Below are 23,956 nucleotides of genomic sequence, written 5' to 3'. Positions count from 1 at the left end.
TTATTCTCCAAATATGTACGGTTTAGTACGCAATCCCGTCCGGCGAATAAACGCATCTACCGTCACATTCACTTCTAATTGTGGGAAAATGCTTTCGTCCCAAGCGCGTTTCATCTTTTTCCATTCACGCGGATACGAACGGTAGACAGCATTTCCAAACCCGAAAATATCCGTTTTTTCTTTTTTCGCTTTTTCCACCGCGTGAACGACTTCACTTTTTATCGTTTGTTCAATCTTTTTTTCTAGCGCAAAAATTTGCATCGGATTTGTAAAGTCAACTGGTACAAGCGATTCGCCGATATCTCCCTCTGCCTTAATGCGAATCGAAATCGACGGTTTCCCGTTTTTCATATGCGCCGCCACACTCGTTTTCGCCCGAACGACTTTATAGGATACTGCTTCTTTTTTTCGTTTCCATTCGACCGTAATGCTCGTCTGTTCAATTTTATCCATCACCCATGACACTCCGCGCGCTGTCTCGCCAAAAACCCATCCAACCAATTTGCCATTCTTAAACATAGCGATACCATTAATATTTAATCGTGTATCAGGCTCGGAAGCTTGCACGTTCGCCTGCCGTTTTCCCTTCTTCACTCCTCCGACAATCTCCACACCGCTAATGACTGGCGCTTTTCCTGTGGAATCAAGATCATAAATGACATCCCCTACATGGACATTCATCGTTTGTCCCCACACTTTTTCCGAAAACTGCAATGTTTTTATAATTTGATTTGCTGAAATTTTATCAATAGGCGTTAATATTTTCAGAACATCTTCTGCGGAATGATGGCGGGCGATCACAACCATCGCGGTCGTGCGAAACTGACTATTTCTTTCGAGTGCATCCAACAGCCCGTCGATTCCTTCTTTCGCAATTTCTTCGCTAATAACAACTAAGTTTGTATGCGCGTAGTATATAAGCCGTGATAGCTTTTTAGACGCTTTCCGGCTCGCTTCGACGATGTTATCTCCTGTCGCTTTATAGATGGAAACCGGCACCCCGCCGCTACCTCCGCCTCGCTGTGTCGCACCGGCGACGTTTCCGGGGTTGACGACTTGAAAAATCATCATATATTTTCCATCCTTTGTTTTATCAATCCCGACCGCGATGACAAATGCCAAATCGGTCAGCTCTTTTTTACTCCAACATCCGGAAAGGATAGTTGCATATAACAAAAGTGAAAGAATGATTGCCATTTTTCGTTTCATGATTGCTCTCCCTCGTTTTCCTTCTGACGATTCGCAAAAGAAGGCTACGGTTGTTGATGTCGTCCTTGACGCACAATATTTTTTTGGCTGATTAAACGAGGTCGCTCTTTAAATACCCATGTCGGCACGCGAAAAAGCGTATCACCCATGTTGGATGGAATAAACGGAGCAAGTGGCGACATATACGGAACGCCAAAGGAGCGCAGGCTGCACAAATGAATCGTCATCACTAAAATTCCGATGATAATGCCGTAAAACCCAAACATAGCGGCGAGAAACATAAGCGCAAAACGGATAAGGCGTGCGGAAATCGCAATCGCAAACGACGGCGTCGCAAAGCTGGCAATTGCCGTAATGGAAACGACAATCACCATCGCCGATGAAACAAACCCGGCCTCTACCGCTGCCTGTCCAATCACAAGCGCCCCGACAATCGAAACGGCTTGGCCAACGGCGCGCGGCAAGCGCACCCCCGCTTCCCGCAAAATTTCAAAAACTACTTCCATTACTAACGCTTCCACAAACGCCGGAAACGGAACCGCCTCTCGTTGGGCAGCAATCGCAATGACAAGTTGCGTTGGGATCATTTCTTGATGAAACGTCGTTGCCGCAATATAAATTGCCGGGGCAACAAGGGAAAGAAAGAAAATGAGAACACGCAAAAACCGCAGTGCTGTCGCAATATCAAAGCGGGCGTAATAATCTTCAACCGCTTGGAAAAATTGAATGAACAAAGCGGGCGCAACAAGCACAAACGGAGTTCCTTCGACAAATATCGCTATTCTCCCTTCCAAAAGGTTCGCCGCCACCACATCTGGCCGCTCTGTATGGTACATCGTTGGGAAAGTCGTAAATGTTTGATCTTCGATTAATTGTTCGACATCTCCTGATTCAAGGACACTGTCAATCCGAATGCGGCGAAGCCGCTTTTTGACTTCCTCGACGATGTCATCGTTGGCAATTCCCTTCACATACATAATGGCAACGTCCGTTTGCGTCACTTCGCCAACTTTCAGCGTTTCCAGCCAAAGATTCGGATTTTTAATGCGGCGGCGAATAAGAGCGGTATTCATGCGCAGCGATTCGGTAAAGCCATCCCGCGGGCCGCGAATCGCCAGCTGCGTTTGCGGTTCTTGAATCGTTCGAGTTTCTCCGCCTTTTGTGCTTGCACTTAAAGCGGATGGTATCCCGTCAAGGAGAATGATCGTTTCTCCAGACGTAAGTGCTAGAAATAAATCAAACCAATGAGAAATACGTTTAATTCCACCAACAGCAGCCAGTTTTTTCTCCACAAAGAAAAACGTGTCTTTCGGAGATAAGGAAATGGGGAACGTTGCAGCCATCAGCGGTTCAAGCAAAAATTGGTACACATTTTTTTCATCGACAAGCCCATCGATAAAAATGAGGGCGGCGCGAATCGACCGTTCTTGTCCAATCGTAAAACGGCGAATGACAATATCGGAACTGCCCCCGGTCGTATGGCGAATGATGTCGAGATTCACATCAAGCAGCGAATGAATCGGCTCACGCGGAACATCTTGCGCTTGACCGCTTTGGTCACATTCTTGTTGGATTGTCGATTCTTTGTTTCCTTTTTTTTCTTTTTGCTTTTTTTGCAATCCCCACTGAAACAGCATCGTTTTCGCCTCTCTCTAGCTCGTTAACTCGTTCACTTGCATTATAGACAACGAATCGTCCTAATATACGACCAAAGAATGATTTCATTGCAGAAAACGAAAACTAAAGAAAAAACGACAGTGGGGGAATTTCATGAAGCTATTGGGGATTTCGCTATTTATTGGCAGCGCTTTAATCATCATTGCCATCGGAATGGATATATTAATTGGTTTAACGTTGCGTCAATCGGCGCAAAACGTCTTTAACCCGTTTCGTGTCATGGAAGCGCCAGAGATGTTTATTCTATTTTTATTTTTATTGCTATGGGTGGTCGATCTGTTAGCGGCGCTATTTTTTCAAAAACAGAAAAAAATATAAAAAGGTTTCTTGCTAAGGCAAGAAACCTTTTTGCATTACCACTTTTTACTTTTACTGACCCCGTCAAGGCGAAGCAACCGCAGCGAATTAAGCAATACGAGCAACGTCGCTCCCATATCCGCAAAAATGGCCATCCATAATGTAAGCCAGCCTGGAACAATTAGAATGAGCGCCAATACTTTTAACAAAAAAGCGATCGCGATGTTTTGTTGGATAATGCGCATCGCTTTTCTGCCTAACCGAATGACATACGGAAGTTTTCCAAGATCATCGCCCATCAAGACAACATCCGCTGTTTCTAATGCCACATCCGTTCCAATATTCCCCATTGCAATGCCAACGTTTGCCGCAGCGAGCGCGGGAGCGTCGTTGACGCCATCGCCGACCATTGCGATGCGTCCGGATTGCCGCTGCAGCATCTGAATCGCCGTCCATTTTTCTTCTGGAAGCAGTTCAGCGCGAATATCGGTAAGCGGAAGGGAAGACGCAATAGCCTGCGCTGTCGCTTCATGGTCGCCGGTTAACATGATCGTTTGCGAGATTCCTAGATTGCGCAATGTTTCGAGCACAAAAGCGGCATTTTCACGCAGTTGATCGGAAACGGCAATCATGCCAAGCACCTTTGTTTCATCTCCAAGCAGCATAACCGTTTTTCCTTGCTTTTGTGCACACATGATTTGCGCGCGCATCTTTTCACTTATAGACAACGCGCTGGAAAACAAGGACGGTTTTCCAATATAATACATCGTTCCATTCACACGGGCTGCCGCGCCTTTGCCAGCCATTGCGCGAAACTCGCTTACCTGCAAATCGTCTAATGATATTTGTAATGCTTCTGCCTTGCGCAAAATGGCGGAAGCAAGCGGATGCTCCGACTGTTTTTCAATGGCTGCAGCGATTTTCAACATTTCCTTGCCATCCAAGTCGCTAAATGAATGAATATCCGTTACTTCCGGCGTTCCTGTCGTTAACGTTCCTGTTTTATCAAACGCAATCGCCGAGATCTTTCCGATTTCTTCTAAATACGCCCCGCCTTTAATCAGCACCCCTTGCCGCGCCGCTTGTCCGATGGCAGTCACGATCGCTACTGGCGTGCTAATGACAAGCGCGCACGGGCAACCGACGACAAGCACCGTTAAGCCGCGGTAAACCCAAGTCATCCATTCTCCGCCAAGCCATAGCGGCGGTACGGTGGCGACAAACAATGCGATCAGCATAATCGCCGGCGTATAATAGCGGGCGAAGCGGTCGACAAATTGCTGGGTTGGCGCCCGCTCGGCCTGCGCTTCTTCGACAAGATGAATGATTTTCGCAATCGTTGTGTCTTCCACGCGCTTTGTCACCCGTACTTCAAGGGCGCCTTCTCCGTTCATTGTTCCCGCATATACTTCATCGCCGGCGGTTTTTGCGACCGGCATCGATTCGCCGGTAATCGCCGCTTCGTTTACTGACGATTCGCCGTGAAGCACGACGCCGTCCATCGCGATTTTTTGCCCCGGTTTCACAAGAATCGTATCGCCGACAACGACATCTTCCACATCTACTTCATACTCTTTGCCGCCCCGAAGCACAGTCGCCTTTTTCGGAGCGACATCAATGAGCCGCTGAAGCGAACGGCGCGCCGTATCCATCGAATAGCGCTCGAGCGCTTCGCTAATCGCAAACAGGAAGACGACAACCGCCCCTTCTTTCCATTCTCCGATGCACGCCGCCCCAATGACAGCAATCGTCATTAAAGTGTTCATATCAAATTGAAAACGCACTAGGTGCATAATCCCTGTTTTCAATAAGCGGTAACCGCCAATGATCGTACTCGCCGCAAATAATAAAATGGTCACGGTATGCCGTTCCCCAATCGCATAAGCAGACATGTAGCCGGCAAAAAGAAATAAAGCCGATATCAGCGCGGTCACGTTTGTTTTCTTTTTCCAAAACGGCTCTTCCTTTTGTTCTTTCCGCTCCGTTTCCGGAATGACGGTAATTCCGTCAAACGCTCCCGCTTTTTCGAGTTCTTCGATCGACGCTTCGCCGATGACCGTCAGTTTCGCCGCGCCAAAATTGACTTCGGCGTCTTTGACCGTCGCAATCGCCTTCACATTTTTCTCAAACGTTGCTGCGCAGTTGGCGCAAGAAAGGCCTTGCAGACGGTACACTTGTTTATTTTCCATCGTTTTCTTCCCCCTCTTTGCTGTGGACAAGCGCTAGGGCTACAAGCTGTTCGACATGATCGTCTTTCAACGAGTAAAACACGAGTTTTCCTTCTTTGCGGCGCTTGGCGATGCCCATATCGCGCAAAAGCCGCAAATGGTGGGAAGCGGTCGCGACCGTGCAGCCGATAATCGTCGCCACATCGCAGACGCATAGCTCTTTTTCAAGCATTAACGCATACGTGATTTTTAAGCGCGTCGCATCGGCGAGCGCTTTAAACAGCTGTTCCACCCCGCTGATTTCATTGATGCGCTGCCGGGCAGCGCCGACCTTTTCCGCGTTAATAGAAAATACTTCACATACATCGTTCGCCATTTTGCCACCTTCATTCAAATATTCGTTTGAATATAGTATATTCCTTCCTAAATAAATGTGTCAATTTATTCAAACAACCATTTGAATATTTTTCAATCAAAAAAGGGAATCATTGCGATTCCCTTCTATCATTCCACATCCTCGCGGGCTTTTTCGAGAAGATGATGATCGTTGAGCCACTTTTCGACATGCGTATATGTTTTTTTCCACGACAGCAAAAAGGTATCGCCATCGCTTTGCAAAAATTCAATATCCCCCTTCCATGCTTTTCCGGCATCCAGCATCACGCTTGCCGGCTCTTCCAGTAAGTCTGCTTTTAACGCTTCCACAAACGAATCAATTTGCTGCGGCTCGATGATCGTCAATGTTCTCTCGTCTGTCTCTGGATGGCGGAAGGTGATTTGGCGAATCGGCGAATATCCTTGATCGCGCAGCAAGAAATAATAATTTTTCTTATATTCTTTCGATTCTAAAATCGGTTTATAATAGGAAAAATACGATTTGCTAGGCACACTATACTGGCGGATCATCCGCTTGCCATCCTTTAGCACATAGCCGATCACCACTTGTCTCTGATCTGTAAACCGAGACGGTCTTGGCTGATCTTTGGCTAACTGTCGGTGAAATGCGTAGACGGCACGAATGTTTTCTTTTTCTTTTAAAAACTGGTTTTCTTGCTCAAACGGCACATACGGACGTTTGTCATTGTTGACAAAATCATAGACAGAACTGCCAAAATAGACTTGGCGGATATCCTTTAGCGCTGGCAGCCGTTTTTCATATCCAGTTATATCAAGATGAAGCAAAAAGCCAATGGCCACCATCGCAGCGGCAAAATAAACATATCCTTTCCATTTATAAAAAACGCGCCACGTTTTTTCAATAACCATTTCAGCAATAAAAAAGCCAAACAATGAGGATGTGATGTATCCGAACAAAATCCAAGCAAACTGATTTTGCGTAACGCCGAAATAAAAACCGCCAAGAAGCATGGTACAAAAGGCGACGCCGTACTTAAAAATCGGGCGGAGCGCCGGAAACGCCAGCGCCTGCGTCGCCGCTTCGCTATGCCGTTTTTGGTACAGCCAAATCGCGAAAATAAGGAACAAAATGATCAAAAGCAGATATACAAGCGATTCGCCCGTCGTCAATAATTTTGTTTCGAGATTTAAATAGCGGTAAAACGGTACAATTTTCTCTAAATTTTTTGACAAATAATAATCGGCCGAGAAACCAACCAATAAAAACGAGGTATTGGCCAATAACAAAACCGTGATGCCTGCCGGGAATAAAAACAAAATATACGTAAATACGACTTGCAGCGTCGACATGCCTGTCATCATGCCGACAAACACGCCAGCGGCAAAAACAAACAATTCCATGATAGCCGTTTCCCACATCCAGCGGATGATGTCACCGATCGTCAGCGGCACGGAAAGGCTTAATCCGTAGCGACAAACGATGGCAAGCAATGAAATAAGCACGATTGGAATGACAACGAGCAGCACTCCAAACATGGCCTGCTGGCAAAACAGTTCCGCCCGCTGGACAGGCAAACTATGCATAAAATCAGACGATTGTTTACCTTGCATATAACGAAATAATAGCACAGCTAATAACACTGGCAACGTAAAGACAATCATCGTTTGAAATGATGCGGAAATGCTGTATAAGCTTTCCCATTCCGGATAATGCCCGCTGTCTTTCTGCTGGGAGTAAGCCATCAATAATTGCAGCGGAATGGCGGCAAACCACAGCAAGAAATGCACGATGCCAATCCAGCCGACGCTGCGAAGATTTTGCGCAAAAAGCCCGCGATTAAACGATAATATTTTCGATGGCATAGCCGACATCCCCCATTTCGTAAATGAAAATTTCTTCGAGCGTAAGCGGCAAAATATCAAAAATAAGCGGCTGAAACGGCTGAATATAGGAAATGATTTCTTGCTTTTCGCCGCGCACAATAAGAAGCAGGACGCTGCCGCGCTCCTCTTTGTAAACGATATTAAATTGCTCAGCAAATTGTTTTGGAATTCCATTGCGAAAAGCGACTTGAATTTTATGGATATCAGTTTTCATTTCATCGAGCTCTTTTTCAAACAGCATTTCACCGCCATGCAAAATGCCGATACAGTCGCAAAGATCTTCCATCTCCCGCAGATTATGCGAAGAAATGACCACTGTCATTTCCCGCTCGGCGACTTCTTGAACGATAATATTTTTTATTTTTTGCCTAACGACGGCATCGAGTCCATCAAGCGGCTCATCCATGATGAGCACATCCGGCATCGTTGAAAAGGCGAGCCAAAACGCGGCCTGGCGCTGCATTCCTTTCGAAAACTGATGAATTTTTTTGCGTGGGTCAAGCAAAAATAGTTCTTGCAATCTCGTAAACCGCTCCCACTGAAAAGATGGATAGACGCTTTCGTAAAACGCAGCCATTTGCTCGATTGTCGTGTGCGGGAAAAAGTATACGTGATCCGGCAAAAACAAGATTCGCTGTTTTATTTCTGGATTTTCCCATACCTCTTCCCTGTCAATGAGCACCGTGCCGTGATCGGGACGGATAATCCCAGCCATCATCTTTAGCAATGTCGTTTTCCCGGCGCCATTGGAACCAAGCAGTCCGTAAATTCTTCCTTTTTGCACCGTCATATTCACTCCGCGAATCGCTTGAAAACGGTCAAACATTTTTGTAACGTTCGTCAAATAAATCATCTGTTTTTCCTCCTCTCTCCCCTTGTTCCGCTTGTTCGATCCATTGTAGCACTTCTTCTTTTGCCACCCCTAAAAAAAGCGCTTCGGCAGCCAGACGGATGATATCGCGACGAATAGCTTTGATTTTTTCTTGGCTTGCTGTTTTCGGCTGCGGAGAAACAAAGTTTCCCTTTCCCGGAATCGAATAAATAAACCCTTGATGTTCTAATTCCCGATACGCTTTTTGAATCGTGTTCGGGTTGATCGTCAACTGTTTGGCAAGCATGCGCACCGATGGCAGCTGCTCATTGGGCTTCCATATTTCGCGGATGATCATTTCTTTCATTTTTTCAACGAGCTGCTCGTAAATCGGCTGGCGGCTGCGGACATCTAGCTCAAACATACCCCCTCCTCCTTTCATTATCTGTACCAACCGTACTATTAATAATAATACACTTATAACAGATAGACAGCAAGTGCTTTTTATAAAAAATGCAACGCAAGGCATTCTATTCCTTGCGTCACGAATACGTCTGCACAAACAAACCGTCGCCTTCCAGCCATTCGGCAATGAAGACGTCCTGATACGATGACACGCCATGGGCACGCAATTGCTCATTTAGCCATTGTTCATCTCTGCCAAGTTCCTGCAATTCATCTCGAAGCAGCTCTCCATCGCGGATAAGCGTAATCGGAACATGAATAGGATGCGGGGGCAATTGAAAATCTTCCCGTATCGTTTTTTGATATTTTGCTTTCTTCAAGACGCTGATCGTTCCGTTTGCCTCTAAATAGCAAAATGCGACCTCTCGCAGCGAAAATGTTTCGTTTTGCCGCAGCAAACTTTGCAGCTGATTGAGCGTCATCCGGTTTTTCTGCAATGCTTTATAATCAATGATTCCATTGCGGATTAATACCGTTGGCTTCCCTTCGCTAATGCGCCGAAACGAGAGCCATTTTTGACTCATGTATTCGACAAGCAACAATAGCGCTCCCCATAATGATATTGAATAGATGATATACCACAGATGGATATGGTTATCATATAGAGCGTTTCCTAACAATTCTCCTAATACAAGCGCTGAAATAAACGTAAATGGGCTTATTTGATGGATCAGTTTTTTACCGGCCACTTTTACAACGAGAAATAAAAGTATAAATCCTGTCACAAGCTCCACTGTTAAATGCATCCATTTCATCCATTGTCACCATCCTGATTGCGATTCGTTAGTTTCATTATGAACGCCAATGTGCTAAATTATGTCATGTCCAAGTTTTTCCGCCAGAAACTAAAAATGATCGGGCGGACGCAACTCTTTCTCAACGATAAAAAACTATTTTTTCGATCCATTCTTGCCGTATAATATAATGTGGAGTTTTCAAAGATAGGAGATATTGTATGGGTGCTTATGTAAACCAGCACGTATTAAACAATTTGTTTTATATTTTGGTAAGCGTATTTGTTTTTTACTTTATTTATGACCACGGCGAGATATTTAAAAAGCGGATATTATACAGAAACGCTCTACTTACTGCTTGCATGGGGTTTCCCATCATTTTATGCATGAAGTTTCCTATTTATATTGATGAGCAGTGCGTCCATGATCTCCGCCAAATTCCTTTTCTGATCGGTACGCTGTATGGCGGGGGAATCGTTGGCTTTATTTTGCTTCTAATCTTATTGGCTGCTCGTTCTCTGATTTACGGGTTTGAGTATATTACAGCGATTGTGTATATGACGATGTTGATTGTCACTGCTCTCATTTCGCCAACATTCCATGCATTAAAGCGTTCAAACAAGCTGTCGATGTCAGTCTGGCTGACTTTTTTTCTGGCGATTCTCGTCACATTTCTTGCCATCATCATCGCTGATTTTCCAGTAACAAATTCTTATATTGTTTATTTCATTTTGCTTCCTCCGATTGGGATGCTGTTTGTCGTATACATTATCGAAACATTAAAAGAGGCAATTATCATGCGCTCCAAACTCGTAAAAATCGAGAAAATGGAAGTGGTTAGCCAGCTCGCCGCCAGCATTTCGCACGAAATTCGCAATCCATTAACCGTTGTAAAAGGGTTTATTCAATTATTAAAAACCCCTTCACTTCCGCAAGATACAAAAGACCGATACATTCAAATTGCTTTAGACGAAATTAATCGAGCGGAAGCAATTATTAACGATTATTTGACGTTTGCCAAACCAACATCTGATAAAGTGGAACGCCTCATGGTCAATGAGGAATTGCAAAAGGTAGTGCAGATGTTAGCGCCAATGGCTCATATGAATTCGATTGAAATCGTTAAAAAGCTGCAACCCGGCGCAATCGTTGGAAACATTCAGTACTTCCAACAATGTTTTTTGAATTTGATCAAAAACAGCATCGAGGCCATGCCGAATGGAGGGACGTTGACGATTTCGTCCCGCTTGCATGGAAATCATATCATCATTACGATTAAAGACACCGGCGTGGGAATGACAGCGGAACAAGTGAACCGGTTTGGCGAGCCATACTTTAGTACAAAAGATAAGGGAACCGGTCTTGGCACAATGGTGGCTGTCAAGATGATTCAAGCAATGCAGGGGAAGCTGCATATCGAAAGTGAAGTAAATAAAGGAACTACGTTAACGATTACGTTTCCTAAAGCCGCGAACTAATTCAGGCAGAAAAAGAGGGCTTATATGCCCTCTTTTCATTTTTATATATAATTTGCATAAAATAATTCCGTCTTCTCTCAAGCCACTCCCGCAATCAACGCGTCTTTGCGCTTCACCATCGCTCCTTTCGCACACACTCGTCATTGGATGCAAGCCGAATTATGTTCCTACTTGTTCAATAAACAAAAGAGAAGTTAAGCCCATCCACATATCGATGCCAATTGCAAAAGTTGCTCTCTTTTTCGGAGACGGCAAAAGAACGGTCACTATCATGCAAACAGCTCCGATGGCTTGAAATAGACTAAACGGAATATGTAAAAAAACGATCGAGACCATTGCGGCTGATAGTGGCTCTAGGCTAGATAGTAAGCTCGATCCGGCATAGACAGGCGCTAAATATTGCAATAACGCCGCCGCATCGGCATTGCCTGTAGCGATCAATGCAAAATACGTATATATTGCACTCCAAGCATGCCGATAAACCCAAACAACAGTCCGATTCAAATCGAAAATATCGCCATCCGTTTGCATGCTGCAAACAATAGTAACACACTTCCCGCCATCATCATTCGCACTACGACAAGCCATGTGCGGTGATTTGCTTTTCCAGAAATAACACTTGCGCCGCAGCTCCTGATCATCCCCAAAGCGCTGCGCCGGTGATGACCATCATTAGCCCTTTATTCGACTAGTGATCGACCATGATTCGCCCCTTCTTTGGACTGACGTTGATGGATAGGAGACAGAATGGCAATAAACACCCCTATGATAATTAGCAATCCACCTAAATAAAACGAAGCTGTTATCTGTTCATGTAAAAACAAAAAGCCAAAAACAGCGCCAACGAGCGGTTGAAAAAAGAAAAACAACGAGCCAATCCCGGCATCCATCATTTCCATTCCTTTATTCCACAGAAAAAACGCCCCCGCTGTCGAAATAATCCCAAGATAAAGAATCCCAAACACGACGCTCATGCTAGGAACAGAAACAGGCTGTTCATGCAGTTCCCAAAGCATAACTGGGGTAGTGAATAATAAGGCAAACCAAATGGCATATGTGGTGATCGCCAAGGCCGAAAAGCGGGCGGATGCCACTTTCACGTACACCGATAAAAGCGCCCATGTCAGCGCCGCCCCAACTAACATCATATTTCCCCAAAATGATTGCCCACCGTTATTGTCCAAACCGATGACGATGACAACTCCGATGGTGGCCAGCAAAAGAGCCACAGCTTTTCTCAAGGTGATCCACTCATGTAAAACAAACTTTGCGAACAAGACAATAAACGCCGGCGTTGCCGACGTGATTAACGCCCCTGTATGCGCATCGGATAATTTTGTTCCGATAAATTGCAATGATATCGAAACAAAATAACCAATAAAACCAATCCATCCTAGCAAAAAATAATCTTGTTTTCGAATGGACAGCCCCATTTTTGTTTTATATTGGCGGAATTTCAATATCCCAAATAAAACAATAAACGCGGTTATATAGCGGAGCCACACTAGCGTAAACGGCGGGACAAAATCAAGGACATATTTGCTGACAACATACATTCCGCCCCAAATGCTGGCTGCTAGTGATAAATAGAAGGAACCAAACAATGTTTTTTTCATTTGAAACAATCCTCCGGCTTCCATAGGGATCAAAGAAACATCCTCCCTAAGAAGAGGCACGGTCATTTAGCCGCTTTTCTCGTCTTAAATGCGAATTTTCCAATATGCTATTTTTTCTATAACTATTCATTTTGTTTCATTGTATCAGATGCTCGCCAACTTCACACTATATTTTTGCATATTGCGCATGCCGCAAAAAAGAATAGGCATTTCCGCTTTTGGAAAAAATAGTGGTGAGATTGGCCATTCTCTTAAAGAAAGGGATATGTTGTGAATAACAATCCATTAAATATCATTCAATTGATTTGTATATTTATGTTGTCCATCGGGCTAATGAATCATGTCATTGTAATTCCACTGCTGTTAGACGCAGCCGGTCGTGATGCGTGGATTTCGGCAATTATAGCCCTTGGCGCATTGCCATTATGGCTTCCGCTCTTGTATTTTATCATGAAGCAATCCAAGCAAATGAATTTATTTTTATGGTTAAAAACAGAATTTAACAGCGCCATTGCATATTTCGTGGCCATTCTTGGAAGCCTATTATTACTGGTTATCAGCTATGTTACACTCAGCGACACGGTTACGTTTACTACTACTACTTACTTAACGCGTACACCCGATTGGGCCATTTTGTTCACTTTAACAGTAATGTGTTTTTATAACGCCTATTATGGCATACCATCCATTGCAAAGACAGCGGTCATTCTTTTACCATTAGTTTCTATTTTTGGGATTTTAGTTGCGATAGCGACGATACCACACAAAGATTATTCCTTATTAAAGCCAATCATGGCGAACGGCTTTGCTCCCGTTTTCAAAGGGATGATCTATGCCGGTGCCGGATATGTGGAAATTTTTCTTATTCTGTTCATGCAACATCATCTTCAAGCCCGCTTTTCTTTTAAAGCGCTGTTCATCATCAGTTTGCTCGCCGCAAGCTTAAGCATTGGCCCAACGATTGGCGCGATTATGGAATTTGGGCCGAAAGAAGCAACGAATTTACGTTATCCTGCCTTTGAAGGATGGCGATTAATCAGTTTAGGAACATACATTGAATATCTTGATTTTCTTGCTGTTTATCAATGGATGTCTGGAGCGTTTATCCGAATTTCCCTAGCTACTGCGCTTATACCAGAGCTATTTCATATAACGGATAAAAAAGCACGATTACGGATTTTAATCATTATTTATATCACCATTTTCTTATTATCATTGATTCCGATCAGCGACGATAAATTTTTAAGCTTATTATATCAATTGGTTTTACCGTTTTCGTTGTTGCTCATTTTCTTTCTCTCTTTATTCGTTGGGATGTTGTCGCTCATTACATATTTCAAAAAGAGGAGAGCATAATCATGCCACTTCCTATTAGAGCTTCGCAAAACAGAAATAACACAAATGATCATAGCGGTTTGGAAACGCTCGTCATTTCCGAACAAACTTTACGTGATCATTTTTCTCGTTGTAAAGATGTCGCGATTCTTACCGCGACGATTCAACCGGACAACACCGCTAGCGGCGCGCTCACCTTAGTGTTCGTCTATTGCGAGGAGCTGTGTGACACCCAACTGATGAAACAAGTTATATTTCCGATGTTTCACGAAATGTGCCGTAAATATCCTTGCCATTCAGTAAACGAAATTGAAGCAAACAAACTGGTGCCAATGGAGTTGCTTGGAAAAGAAGTGCCTATAGATGATCTAGACTTTCATCTCTTTAACGGTGATTTATTAGTCTACTTTCAAGAAGCCGATGTTTTATATTCCCTCACGCTTGCCAATCCGCCGAACCGCGATCCGGAAGAACCAAACACGGAAGTGTCCATCCGCGGTCCAAAAGATGGCTTTATTGAGGAAATTTCGAAAAACGTCGCGCTCATCCGCAAACGAATTAAATCTTATAAGCTCTGCTATGAACAATTTATCGTCGGAACAAGAAGCCAAACAAAAGTGGGATTAATGTACATCGATGACATCGCAAATCGCGAAATGATTCATGAAGTGAAAAAAAGAATTTTGCAGTTAAATATTGATTCCATTATGAGTACCAATCAGTTGGAAGAACTGATTGGCGATAAACGTTTCTCGCTTTTCCCTTTATTTTCCTATACAGGACGCCCAGATTTTGCGGCAAATAGTTTATTGAATGGACGATTTGTCATCTTGCTAGACGGGGCGCCCACCGTCATCATCGGCCCGGGAAACTTAATGTTTTTACTGAATACATCGGAAGATAACGTTACGATACCGCTCTTTGTCATTTTTCAGAGACTCCTTCGCTTCATGGGAATTTCGTTGGCTATTTATTTGCCCGGATTTTGGACCGCCTTATTATCGTTCCATCCGGGAGAAATACCATTCACTCTCTTAGGAACAGTGGTGCTTTCTAGACAAGGAGTGCCGCTACCTGTCCCACTGGAAATGTTTATCATGGTCGGGTTATTCGAAATCTTTAAAGAAGCGGGCATGCGCCTGCCGTTAGCGATCGGGCAAACATTATCGGTTGTCGGCGGATTGATTATCGGACAATCAGCGGTCAACGCTGGCTTATTTACGCCGGGAAGCCTTGTCGTTGCCGCCATTTCCGTTATCGCCACGTTTACGTTAGTGAATCAAAATTTGTCAGGAACTGTGACATTATTGCGTTTTATTGTTTTAGCTGCTTCTTCTGTATTAGGGTTATTTGGGTTTATCGCCTCTTTATTTTTGCTTTTGACATATGTAGCAAATTTAAAAACATTTGGAATTCCGTATCTTACTCCGCTCTCTCCTCCAACCATGGATATTTTCAAAGTCTTAATTCCGAATGGTTGGAAACAATTCAAAAAAAGAGCGGGGTTAGTAAAACCGAAGGATGATACCCCAAGGGGGGAAGCAAATTGAAATGCAAAACAGCCTTTCCCTTGATCATCTCTATATTTTTATTGGCAGGATGCTGGGGGGCACAAAATATTGATCATCTTTTTTATGTTGGTGTAATCGGTGTAGATTATAAGGATAATCAGTTTATCGTTTATGTGGCCCTCACTAGCTTTACCGGATTAGCGAAAGTTGAGAGCGGAGGTGCCAAGGAAAAATCGGGCATTGCCGTTGGAAAAGCCAAAGGCGAAACGTTTAATATTGCCACCGATAACCTGTATTCTTCTATTCAACGAATGGTGTCGTGGGCGCATGTGAAAAGTATTGTGTTTACAAAAAGAGCCTTGAAAAAAGGAGTATTAGAAGACGTCTTAGATGTTTTAGACCGATATCACGAACTCAGGAATACAATATGGGTTTATGCGACAGATGAACCGTTAACAAAACTTTTCTTTGGGGCAGCACCAATTTTGCATACATCCCCATACTATTCTTTATTGGCCAGTCCTGAAGAAAGTTTTCAGCAAAGTTCATTGATTCGGCCGATTCGCTTAAACCGCTTTGTAGCTGACATCCATGAAGCTTCCAAAACAGCGCAACTTCCTTATCTCAACATTACTACGCGCATTTGAAAGGAAGATAACAAAAAAAAGCCGATGTTAAATTTAAAAGGACTATGTTTTATAAACAATGATGAACTTCAAAAATGCTTTGATCGCTCTCAGTTGCTTGGAATCAGGTGGCTGGAAAAAGAAATAAGTAGAACTACTATTTATATTAAAAAAGGCAATAAAGTAATTGCATCGGTCCCTGTCCTTCATCCAAAGACAAAAATTTCCTACCAACATAATGGAAATATTCCCGTATTTAACATAGACATATCTATCAGTGGGAATGTGATTGAGTTAAGGGAAAAGTTAACGGAAAAACAGTTAATCCACCTAGCGCAAAAAACGGTGGAAGAGGAAATAAGAAACCTCTACAAGTTAGGGCTAAAATACGATATCGATACCCTTAACCTTTCTGAAACGTTGTATCGCCAAAATCCAGAAGATTGGAAGAAGTTTTCTAAAAATGGAAAGATTCCATTAACAGATGAAAATTTAAAAAAGATCAACGTAAAAATCTCCATTGATACATCTGGGAAGGAGAAATTACGGTGATAATGTATTAATAATTTTTTTGACACTCAGTGGATCAAAAGATGCTGTTTGTCAAAAATTTTTATTGCAACCATCATCAAATGGTTCATAATGGAAATAAAGAATAAAATGGTTCCCTTCGCGTTAAGCGGAGGGGATTTTTTTTGAAAGCGAAAGGGGGATGGAGAAATGCAAGTAAACGTCCAACGTGTCGCGGGAGTGCAAACAACCGTATATCCCGTGGGACATCTACTGAACGACTCGATGCAAGCGGTCATTCCGGCGTTGTTTCCGATTTTAGAAACATCGATGAATTTATCGTACACCCAAATTGGACGGATCGCGTTTACCCTAAATATGACTTCCTCGGTGATGCAACCGGTTGTTGGCCTTTTTACGGACAGAACCCCTTCTCCTTACTTTCTTCCTCTCGGAATGGCAGCGAGCTTGCTTGGCATGATAGGACTTGCATTTGCACCGCATTTTTTCTTTGTCTTATTATCAATTCATCTGTTTCAAAATCAAACGTCTCTCCTTCAATCACATCAATTACAAGTTCATCTAAGCCATCTGGGTCTTTTACTCCCCCTCAAATATCCCCTTTTCTTCATATTGTCTGTCTTCAAAAAACTCTAATTTTAAACTTATTCTTTACTCGAAAACTCCATTATATCACCTTGCCCTTTCTAACATATCAAAGCTTTATTAACCTATTCTGAATATCCTTATTTTTTCGTATTGACTTTTAAATCACTTAGGGTGTTAAGGTATATTTTTGTTTTCTGTTTTCCACCTGCACCTTTTATTTGAATATGAATATTACCCGAACTTCCACCTGTTGGATACTCAATACAATGTCTTTTAATTTTTCTTCACCAATCAACACATTATTGGTTATGTGTATAGGTTATACTAAAAACTGTTTATTCGGCACCTACACCCCTTCTATAAAAAGAAACCTTGAAAGGCTTATAGCCAATCAAGGTTCTCTTTGTTTTATTTTTGTGTTCGGGATAGGCGTCTATACTTACTTAGCGTCGTTAGAATAATTTAAGAAAAGAGTATTAGCAATTTCTTGTGGAAGTTGTTGATTTACAAAATTGAGTGCCACCCATGATAAAACTGTTTTATCAATAGAACGCCAAGTTTTTAAAATCGGCAATAAATCCGCACCATTGTTCACATCTTGAAGCCCTAAAACACAAACTCCATAACTTCTTTCTCCCCATATTGCCCATTTTATTGAAGGAGGTAGCCAAATAACGGTATAAGAATTGTATAGCACTGCATCCGCCGGACTTTCCTCAGGGCCTAATTCAAGAACATCTAAATATTCATCGGATGATAAATTGACAGGAAGTTTCATCCAATTATAATAATTAAACTCTTTATAAAAATATTCTACTGGATTAGGATCTAACACTGCGGTAAGGACATAATCATCTTTCGTTTCTTTAGATAATTGCTGGATTGTGTTCCAAAAATCCTCGTCCATTGCCCAGTCAAACTCTTCAAATAAAAAATAATTGAATTGTCCTCGGAATACCTGTTTAGGCAATCTATTTTCTAAATAAAACGCATCACTAGCCATTTCTAATAACTTATTAAACTCCTTTTTTTCCCTAACAAATAAAGTTTCTAAATTCACTGAAATCACCCTATTTTTTTAACCTAATTTTTAAAGTCATTCTTTTGCTCCCTTTTGGATAAAAGTCAGCAGTTGGGCCACCCGTGGATTTAGCACCGTCACGAAGAACATATTTTGCGCCATCTTTTGTCAGTATTATTGTTTTTCCGTCTTTAGATATTGATTTTTTCCATCCATCTCTAAGTAGATTTTTTTCGAACTGTGCTTTAGATACATCAGTCGCTCTGTTAGCATAACGACTACCATATTTAGTCACATCTACATATTTAGAAGCTTTGCCTGTACCCTTTATAATAAATCTACCTGTATTTCTAACAAGTTTAAATTTTCCTCCACCAACAAAACCAATAGCTGCCGCAGCCGCGACGCCTTTCCATCCTTTTCCTGACTTGTATGCCTTATACCCATCATACGCCGCAAATCCCGCGTTGATAGCCAGCCATACCCAATGCCCATCCGGATCCACCAACATCACCGGATTGTTATTTGCGTACGTGTATCCATTCTGCGTCAGGATATCGTCCGCATCCCCCGGGTCTGGATCCAAGGATAGGAACACACCTTGTTCTGGGCGGTAGTACCGGGCAATCAGGTAATAAAGACCCGTTTCTTTGTCATATTGGTATCCCGCATATCGGTATGGGTTTTCCTCCGCCAAGGCACCGGATTGAGAGAGAATATTCCCCCATGCATCATATTGATAACGGGCAACGATGTTTCCTTGTTCATCCGTCAGGGCGATGACATCGCTATGGGCGTTTTAGTGGTAAAAATACGTTGCTGCGCCTTTTTTCATGGCAAGGAGCTGGCCATTCGCTCCGTATATATAAGATTTTGCCACATTTCCACTTGCGTCCGTTTCATACAGGACGTTTAAGCTGTCGCCTTAGTAATGGTAATTCGTAATGACGCCATTCACATTCTTTTGGATGCGCCCGCTGTCTTCACTGTACAATAAAAAGGTTATCCCTTAAATCACGGGATAACCTTAAAAAGGCTAAATACATTTTTGATTTTGTTTCTCGTAGTAAGAATTAATAAGCATTTCCACTATATTATTACTACCAATCAGACCAATTGGATTTTTTATTTTTTCCCCTTCCTCTTTAGAAATAGGCTCTAATTCTGCTATTGGTGTATTCGCATCCCCTCGACTCACAAAATATTCCTTGCCATTGTAAAACACAAAATCAGGTAACTCATATTCTTCAGGATTGAATTTTCCTTTAGACAATTTCCCAATAATTTTCCATTCTTTATTAACGATTCCATATATTCCACTGTTAATAGTATATAGAACAGAAAGTTTTTCAAATTGATTACTAAAGTTTTTTATATCTAATATTTCATTAGTGAAGATATCAAAATATTGTATATAAATGTCATCCTTTAGCCCTTCTCCTTTTACTACTAACCCATAAGCATATTTTTCAATTCCTTTAAGCGGGATTGCAAATACAATACCTGGTTCAATGTTAGGAGCCTTTTTTCTCTTTTTCAATTTAAATTTTACATCGGTGATTTCCATTTCCTCCAATTGTTCGGCTATATTTGAATCAAGTTGCATTGCCTCCATAATCAATGCTTCCAATTCAGCTACAGTTGGTTTTCTTTCTAAATCTTCCTCATAAATCTTTCTTATCTCTAAAAGAGTATCACTTAGTAAATCGACTGCATCTTCACTTAAAATAACTGTTTCTTTATTCTTAATACTCTTCCAAAACGCCATGAAATCACCACCCATATCTTCTTATTACTTCTTTATAAATACTTCTAGATTCACTCATATATTTTCTATAACTTTTATTTCTTTGACTAATAGGTCTTATCTTGTTTCTAAGCTTACTTTTTCCACCGTGTTTCAAAAATAGACGATGTTCTAATCCACGAGCTTGTCCATAGGATAGATTGCTAGCAACTTCTTCAAAATCTAAATCAGGATGGTTTTTACTATGGGCATATCTTCTCTTCTGAATATTTTTAGTTCTTCCGACATATTTTACTACATTTCCTTTCTTTAAGACATAAACAGAGTGTTTTGCCGCTTTGAGTCTTCCTCCACCGACAAAACCGATAGCCGCCGCAGCTGCGACACCTGTCCATCCTTTTCCCGACTTGTACGCCTTATACGCATCATACGCCGCAAATCCCGCGTTGATAGCCAGCCATACCCAATGCCCATCCGAATCCACCAACATCACCGGATTGTTATTTGCGTACGTGTATCCATTCTGCGTCAGGATATCGTCCGCATCTCCCGGGTCTGGATCCAAGGATAGGAACACACCTTGTTCTGGGCGGTAGTACCGGGCAATCAGGTAATAAAGACCCGTTTCTTTGTCATATTGATATCCCGCATATCGGTATGGGTTTTTGTCCGCCAAGGCGCCGGATTGAGAAAGAATATTTCCCCACGCATCGTATTGGTAACGGGCCACAATGTTTCCTTGTTGCTCATTTAGAGTGTGAATCGTCTATTTCTTTCGTTTCAATTTCTTTATTGTGATGTTGATATCGTCTAACAGTGCGCTTTCACTTAGCCATTTCCAAAATTTCCTTTTTGTTAAATACTTTTTTTCCTCAACAATTCTTTCAAGTCTTGATGCATCATCAGTATTTCCATATCTACCTATTGCAAGTATGGCATGATTCTTTAGTGTTGTATTAAAATCACCCGTTAAAATTTCAAAGAACTTATTTACTACATCTCTAGTAACTTTGTCCTTAGGAAATTTTTCCGCGAAAGCAAGTAGAGTAACGGCACTAAAAACACGCTCAAATTCCTCACTAAAGAGATCTTCTATTATAACTTTTGATGCTTCTGGATGATCAAATGAATGATAAATAGCCTCTGCTAATGCTTTATGAGAATAACGGGAATCTGGTTTTCTGTACTCCTTAATTATTTCTTCTAGTCCACATATTATTTGTAATTTTGCTACCTTGATTTGTTCCAGTACCTCTTTGTTATTCGTCTTGATTTTGTCTAATTCTCTTATAGCATTGTAATCGCCAATTGTTCCTATCATAGCTATATCTGCGATTAAATCCGTGCCACTTTTTTTAGATAAATTGTGAATTTTTCTTTTTAATTGAGTTTCTTTACCCTCTAAAAAATCCAATACACTTTCTGCATAAGCTTTAACAAAAAATATCTCTGTCTCATCTTCAAGAATAGCTTTCAGAAAAGGGATTACACTACTGTCATTTAATAATTTCAATGTTTCTAATATTCCAATCTTACCATTAGGATCTGCTTTATAAAAGTATTTTTGTAAGATAGTAATTATGTCCCTTCCCATCTTAGCTAAATCTTGAGCAACTATATCTATATTATGCTCATTAAAATTATTAACTAAATTTCTAACCGTCTCCTCATATTGATTCATATTTTTCACCCCTAAAACTATCAAAGAGGGACACACTCTAAGTGTGTGTCCCAAAATATCTTTAATAACTTGCCTTAATTATAATCCATGCGCCGGCTTTCTTATAATTCTTGAGTTGCCTTTTTACATAGCTTCTTTTCCAAGAACCTTTTGGTTTTAATTCAACGACAACCCTTCCTCTAAAAAATTGAAGGTCTGGACGTTTTTTAGTACCTCTTAATGGTTTATCATATTTGCCTCCAGGAACAACTCTTTTCATAGCTTTTGTCCATGCTTGGTGCGCGGCTCTCCCTCTAACATATGCAGGACCCTTAGTAATATTGTAAATATTTCTTGCAACCTTAGCTGCACGGTAAGCACCTGAGCCTATTCCACCGATAGCACCTAAACCAGCTCCTATTGCAACAGAACCCCACAACTTCCAATCTTTGAGACTTCTACTTTTTGCAGACTTATACGACGATACTCCTCCGATTAACGCTCCTACTGCCATCCACACCCAATGCCCATCCGGATCCACCAACATCACCGGATTGTTGTTCGCATACGCATACCCATTCTGCGTGAGAATATCACCCGCATCCCCTGAGTCTGGATCCAAGGAAAGGAACACACCGTGCCCTAGACAATAAGAAAGCTGCTTAACGGAACCCCATAGGATAAAAAAACAGAAGGACGAATTTGCGTCCTTCTGAAGAAAAATTTTAAACTGTCAATCTGGTGAAAAATGATTCAACTTTGATAATATTTTAGAGCTATTCATTATGCCTCTCTTAATTTTACAGAGGTATAACGCTTTGAATTTTTCTCGTAAAGCGCTATTTCATCATCACTTATCCACATTAAATGACCTAAAAACCTATCGTAAATAAGTTCATCGGGTTCAGTTGACACTATTTTTTTTTCAAGTAATACTTTATCTTTTCTATCTTTAATCACCATCTTTATTGTAAAATCATACAGATCGTGATTACAATGTACCTCAGCTTTGTATTTTTTATTTGGACTTAATTTAGGCTTGTTCCAAATAAACTCATTAATATAGTTTAACTCCTTTACTCTCTCATAAGCTTTTTGAAAAGGATTAGGATCCCAATTTTTTTCTCTAATAACAAAATCGAGGCTATTTTTCAACAGTTCTAGGATCTCTATTTTTTTTTTGTTATCTGGATACTCTAGAAATTCTTGAATATTATATGGCACTAAGACTTGACAAAAACCATCAAAACATCCTAATAGTTTCATCTCGGAGTAATTGCCACAATGGAAATTTAACTGCCTACAATCAGCGGTTTTATATTTTTTATCAAAGACCCGTTCATACAATTTGGTAATACATCTAGTTTGAAAAGAAAAACTTTTTTTAACGTCGGATATCCCTTCTTCTCCTAATAATAGAAATGTTTTCAGTAACATAGCTTACCCCTTTCTTTATGTTATCACGGTCTGACATGAAGATACATATTACCCCCAGCTTTTCTCACTGCATAAGCTCTTCCTCTCTCCCACTTTAGAGCTTTCTCTCTTCCATAAATATTTCTCTTAACAATCCGAGCATAGTATCTTTGATACCCCGCTTTTTTATTCCACTTATTGACCTGACGGTTAGCCCTAGGTGATGTACCGTTTTTGTTTAGCTTAGCACCACTAATACCTACTTTAACTATACGTTTTTTACCGTTAACTATTTCATAAATTTCATACCCATGATGAATCCTCTTTGAGAATCGACTATTACCATGCACAGCTTTAATAATTTTACTAGCAGCTTTAAACTTGCCACCAAAACCAACAAAATTGATAGCCGCCGCAGCCGCGACACCTTTCCATCCCTTTCCCGACTTGTATGCCTTATACGCTTCATACGCCGCAAACCCTGCATTAATTAACAACCAAGGAAGGTGCCCATCCGGATCCACCAACATCACTGGGTTGTTGTTCGCGTACGTATATCCGTTCTGTGTGAGGATATCGTCCGCATCCCCTGAGTCTGGATCCAAGAAAAGGGACACGCCATGCTCCGGGTAATAGTACCGGGTAATGAGAAATATCCGCTTAATAGAAGTTCAAAAATATACATGCATGAGTTGCCTACTTCCAACCGGAGCAGGGAAATACGCTGCCTCATCCCTTAACAGTCGAGCTTGTCTGATTTATTCTTGCAGAAAGTAAGACAAAACCCTTAATATTAATAAAGGTTCAAAGTTTTAATTATAAAAA

19 protein-coding genes and 6 pseudogenes are annotated in these 23,956 nt (G+C 41.6%); 6 read left to right on the top strand and 19 right to left on the bottom strand.

What is annotated here, in order from left to right:
* Positions 1-1,209, bottom strand: coding sequence for a Ger(x)C family spore germination protein (locus tag MWM02_RS08720; protein ID WP_064551811.1), 1,209 nt, complete (start codon positions 1,207-1,209; stop codon positions 1-3).
* Positions 1,210-1,253: 44 nt separating this feature from the next.
* The gene (locus MWM02_RS08715) at positions 1,254-2,846 is read right to left on the bottom strand and encodes a spore germination protein (protein WP_244403469.1); all 1,593 of its coding nucleotides are present in this window, start codon (positions 2,844-2,846) and stop codon (positions 1,254-1,256) included.
* Positions 2,847-2,979: 133 nt separating this feature from the next.
* Between MWM02_RS08715 and MWM02_RS08710 the strand changes: the two genes are divergently transcribed.
* Positions 2,980-3,204 (top strand): YczF family membrane protein, encoded by a 225-nt coding sequence (locus MWM02_RS08710; protein ID WP_064551809.1) that lies wholly within the window; start codon positions 2,980-2,982, stop codon positions 3,202-3,204.
* Between the two features lie 35 nt (positions 3,205-3,239).
* Here the strand turns inward: MWM02_RS08710 and MWM02_RS08705 are convergent, their stop codons facing one another.
* From MWM02_RS08705 to MWM02_RS08680, 6 genes are all read right to left on the bottom strand, one after another.
* On the bottom strand, positions 3,240-5,372 hold the full coding sequence (locus MWM02_RS08705; RefSeq protein WP_244403468.1) for a heavy metal translocating P-type ATPase: 2,133 nt from the start codon (positions 5,370-5,372) through the stop codon (positions 3,240-3,242).
* Positions 5,362-5,727: an ArsR/SmtB family transcription factor gene (locus tag MWM02_RS08700; RefSeq protein WP_244403467.1), complete on the bottom strand. Its 366-nt coding sequence runs from the start codon at positions 5,725-5,727 to the stop codon at positions 5,362-5,364. Before MWM02_RS08700 ends, MWM02_RS08705 begins: the two co-directional genes overlap by 11 nt.
* A gap of 128 nt (positions 5,728-5,855) precedes the next feature.
* Positions 5,856-7,571: a DUF6449 domain-containing protein gene (locus tag MWM02_RS08695; protein WP_244403466.1), complete on the bottom strand. Its 1,716-nt coding sequence runs from the start codon at positions 7,569-7,571 to the stop codon at positions 5,856-5,858.
* Complete coding sequence (locus MWM02_RS08690; protein ID WP_244403465.1) at positions 7,546-8,445, bottom strand: ABC transporter ATP-binding protein; 900 nt, start codon at positions 8,443-8,445, stop codon at positions 7,546-7,548. Before MWM02_RS08690 ends, MWM02_RS08695 begins: the two co-directional genes overlap by 26 nt.
* On the bottom strand, positions 8,411-8,827 hold the full coding sequence (locus tag MWM02_RS08685; RefSeq protein ID WP_244403464.1) for a GntR family transcriptional regulator: 417 nt from the start codon (positions 8,825-8,827) through the stop codon (positions 8,411-8,413). Before MWM02_RS08685 ends, MWM02_RS08690 begins: the two co-directional genes overlap by 35 nt.
* A gap of 118 nt (positions 8,828-8,945) precedes the next feature.
* Positions 8,946-9,623: a YetF domain-containing protein gene (locus tag MWM02_RS08680; protein ID WP_064551803.1), complete on the bottom strand. Its 678-nt coding sequence runs from the start codon at positions 9,621-9,623 to the stop codon at positions 8,946-8,948.
* Positions 9,624-9,823: 200 nt separating this feature from the next.
* On the opposite strand from MWM02_RS08680, the gene MWM02_RS08675 reads away from it, so the two are divergent.
* Positions 9,824-11,080 carry a sensor histidine kinase gene (locus MWM02_RS08675; protein ID WP_064551802.1) on the top strand — a complete coding sequence of 419 codons (1,257 nt, stop codon included), beginning with the start codon at positions 9,824-9,826 and terminating at the stop codon, positions 11,078-11,080.
* A gap of 159 nt (positions 11,081-11,239) precedes the next feature.
* Here the strand turns inward: MWM02_RS08675 and MWM02_RS08670 are convergent, their stop codons facing one another.
* Complete coding sequence (locus MWM02_RS08670; RefSeq protein ID WP_244403463.1) at positions 11,240-11,668, bottom strand: hypothetical protein; 429 nt, start codon at positions 11,666-11,668, stop codon at positions 11,240-11,242.
* A 92-nt stretch (positions 11,669-11,760) separates the two neighbouring features.
* Positions 11,761-12,696 carry a DMT family transporter gene (locus MWM02_RS08665; protein ID WP_064551966.1) on the bottom strand — a complete coding sequence of 312 codons (936 nt, stop codon included), beginning with the start codon at positions 12,694-12,696 and terminating at the stop codon, positions 11,761-11,763.
* A gap of 270 nt (positions 12,697-12,966) precedes the next feature.
* Here MWM02_RS08665 and MWM02_RS08660 point away from each other — a divergent pair, with 270 nt between their 5' ends.
* The 4 genes and pseudogenes from MWM02_RS08660 to MWM02_RS08645 form a co-directional block, all read left to right on the top strand.
* On the top strand, positions 12,967-14,052 hold the full coding sequence (locus MWM02_RS08660) for an endospore germination permease (RefSeq protein WP_064551799.1): 1,086 nt from the start codon (positions 12,967-12,969) through the stop codon (positions 14,050-14,052).
* Between the two features lie 2 nt (positions 14,053-14,054).
* On the top strand, positions 14,055-15,581 hold the full coding sequence (locus tag MWM02_RS08655) for a spore germination protein (RefSeq protein ID WP_064551798.1): 1,527 nt from the start codon (positions 14,055-14,057) through the stop codon (positions 15,579-15,581).
* Positions 15,578-16,720, top strand: a pseudogene (locus tag MWM02_RS08650) (Ger(x)C family spore germination protein). The gene MWM02_RS08655 and the pseudogene MWM02_RS08650 overlap by 4 nt, the downstream one beginning before the upstream one ends.
* Positions 16,721-16,888: 168 nt before the next feature.
* Positions 16,889-17,206, top strand: a pseudogene (locus MWM02_RS08645) (MFS transporter); the annotation flags it as partial.
* Positions 17,207-17,726: 520 nt separating this feature from the next.
* On the opposite strand, the gene MWM02_RS08640 reads toward MWM02_RS08645, so the two are convergent.
* From MWM02_RS08640 to MWM02_RS08605, 9 genes and pseudogenes are all read right to left on the bottom strand, one after another.
* Positions 17,727-18,347, bottom strand: a complete 621-nt coding sequence (locus tag MWM02_RS08640; RefSeq protein ID WP_244403462.1) for a hypothetical protein — start codon at positions 18,345-18,347, stop codon at positions 17,727-17,729.
* 10 nt (positions 18,348-18,357) lie between these two features.
* A pseudogene (locus MWM02_RS08635) lies at positions 18,358-19,299 on the bottom strand (RHS repeat-associated core domain-containing protein); the annotation flags it as partial.
* A 45-nt stretch (positions 19,300-19,344) separates the two neighbouring features.
* Positions 19,345-20,076 (bottom strand): immunity 26/phosphotriesterase HocA family protein, encoded by a 732-nt coding sequence (locus tag MWM02_RS08630; RefSeq protein ID WP_244403461.1) that lies wholly within the window; start codon positions 20,074-20,076, stop codon positions 19,345-19,347.
* A 4-nt stretch (positions 20,077-20,080) separates the two neighbouring features.
* Positions 20,081-20,809, bottom strand: a pseudogene (locus tag MWM02_RS08625) (RHS repeat-associated core domain-containing protein); the annotation flags it as partial.
* Positions 20,810-20,821: 12 nt separating this feature from the next.
* Positions 20,822-21,736, bottom strand: a complete 915-nt coding sequence (locus tag MWM02_RS08620; protein ID WP_244403460.1) for a hypothetical protein — start codon at positions 21,734-21,736, stop codon at positions 20,822-20,824.
* Positions 21,737-21,797: 61 nt separating this feature from the next.
* Positions 21,798-22,235 carry a hypothetical protein gene (locus MWM02_RS08615; protein ID WP_244403459.1) on the bottom strand — a complete coding sequence of 146 codons (438 nt, stop codon included), beginning with the start codon at positions 22,233-22,235 and terminating at the stop codon, positions 21,798-21,800.
* Positions 22,232-22,355: pseudogene (locus MWM02_RS19605) on the bottom strand (RHS repeat-associated core domain-containing protein); the annotation flags it as partial. The gene MWM02_RS08615 and the pseudogene MWM02_RS19605, both read right to left, overlap by 4 nt.
* A 143-nt stretch (positions 22,356-22,498) precedes the next feature.
* Positions 22,499-23,152 (bottom strand): hypothetical protein, encoded by a 654-nt coding sequence (locus MWM02_RS08610; RefSeq protein ID WP_244403458.1) that lies wholly within the window; start codon positions 23,150-23,152, stop codon positions 22,499-22,501.
* A 23-nt stretch (positions 23,153-23,175) separates the two neighbouring features.
* Positions 23,176-23,784, bottom strand: a pseudogene (locus MWM02_RS08605) (RHS repeat-associated core domain-containing protein); the annotation flags it as partial.
* Between the last annotated feature and the right edge of the window lie 172 nt (positions 23,785-23,956).

Source organism: Parageobacillus sp. KH3-4 (assembly GCF_022846435.1).
GTDB lineage: Bacteria > Bacillota > Bacilli > Bacillales > Anoxybacillaceae > Parageobacillus > Parageobacillus thermoglucosidasius_A.
This window is presented reverse-complemented; position numbering and strand designations above follow the sequence as displayed.

Bases quoted from the DNA above. Each gene is read 5' to 3' on its own strand.
- MWM02_RS08630 (WP_244403461.1), bottom strand. From the start codon at position 20,076: ATGGCGTTTTGGAAGAGTATTAAGAATAAAGAAACAGTTATTTTAAGT.
- MWM02_RS08665 (WP_064551966.1), bottom strand. From the start codon at position 12,696: ATGAAAAAAACATTGTTTGGTTCCTTCTATTTATCACTAGCAGCCAGC.
- MWM02_RS08610 (WP_244403458.1), bottom strand. From the start codon at position 23,152: ATGTTACTGAAAACATTTCTATTATTAGGAGAAGAAGGGATATCCGAC.
- MWM02_RS08705 (WP_244403468.1), bottom strand. From the start codon at position 5,372: ATGGAAAATAAACAAGTGTACCGTCTGCAAGGCCTTTCTTGCGCCAAC.
- MWM02_RS08690 (WP_244403465.1), bottom strand. From the start codon at position 8,445: ATGATTTATTTGACGAACGTTACAAAAATGTTTGACCGTTTTCAAGCG.
- MWM02_RS08685 (WP_244403464.1), bottom strand. From the start codon at position 8,827: ATGTTTGAGCTAGATGTCCGCAGCCGCCAGCCGATTTACGAGCAGCTC.
- MWM02_RS08680 (WP_064551803.1), bottom strand. From the start codon at position 9,623: ATGAAATGGATGCATTTAACAGTGGAGCTTGTGACAGGATTTATACTT.
- MWM02_RS08700 (WP_244403467.1), bottom strand. From the start codon at position 5,727: ATGGCGAACGATGTATGTGAAGTATTTTCTATTAACGCGGAAAAGGTC.
- MWM02_RS08670 (WP_244403463.1), bottom strand. From the start codon at position 11,668: ATGGCTTGTCGTAGTGCGAATGATGATGGCGGGAAGTGTGTTACTATT.
- MWM02_RS08655 (WP_064551798.1), top strand. From the start codon at position 14,055: ATGCCACTTCCTATTAGAGCTTCGCAAAACAGAAATAACACAAATGAT.
- MWM02_RS08675 (WP_064551802.1), top strand. From the start codon at position 9,824: ATGGGTGCTTATGTAAACCAGCACGTATTAAACAATTTGTTTTATATT.
- MWM02_RS08720 (WP_064551811.1), bottom strand. From the start codon at position 1,209: ATGAAACGAAAAATGGCAATCATTCTTTCACTTTTGTTATATGCAACT.
- MWM02_RS08710 (WP_064551809.1), top strand. From the start codon at position 2,980: ATGAAGCTATTGGGGATTTCGCTATTTATTGGCAGCGCTTTAATCATC.
- MWM02_RS08715 (WP_244403469.1), bottom strand. From the start codon at position 2,846: ATGCTGTTTCAGTGGGGATTGCAAAAAAAGCAAAAAGAAAAAAAAGGA.
- MWM02_RS08695 (WP_244403466.1), bottom strand. From the start codon at position 7,571: ATGCCATCGAAAATATTATCGTTTAATCGCGGGCTTTTTGCGCAAAAT.
- MWM02_RS08620 (WP_244403460.1), bottom strand. From the start codon at position 21,736: ATGAATCAATATGAGGAGACGGTTAGAAATTTAGTTAATAATTTTAAT.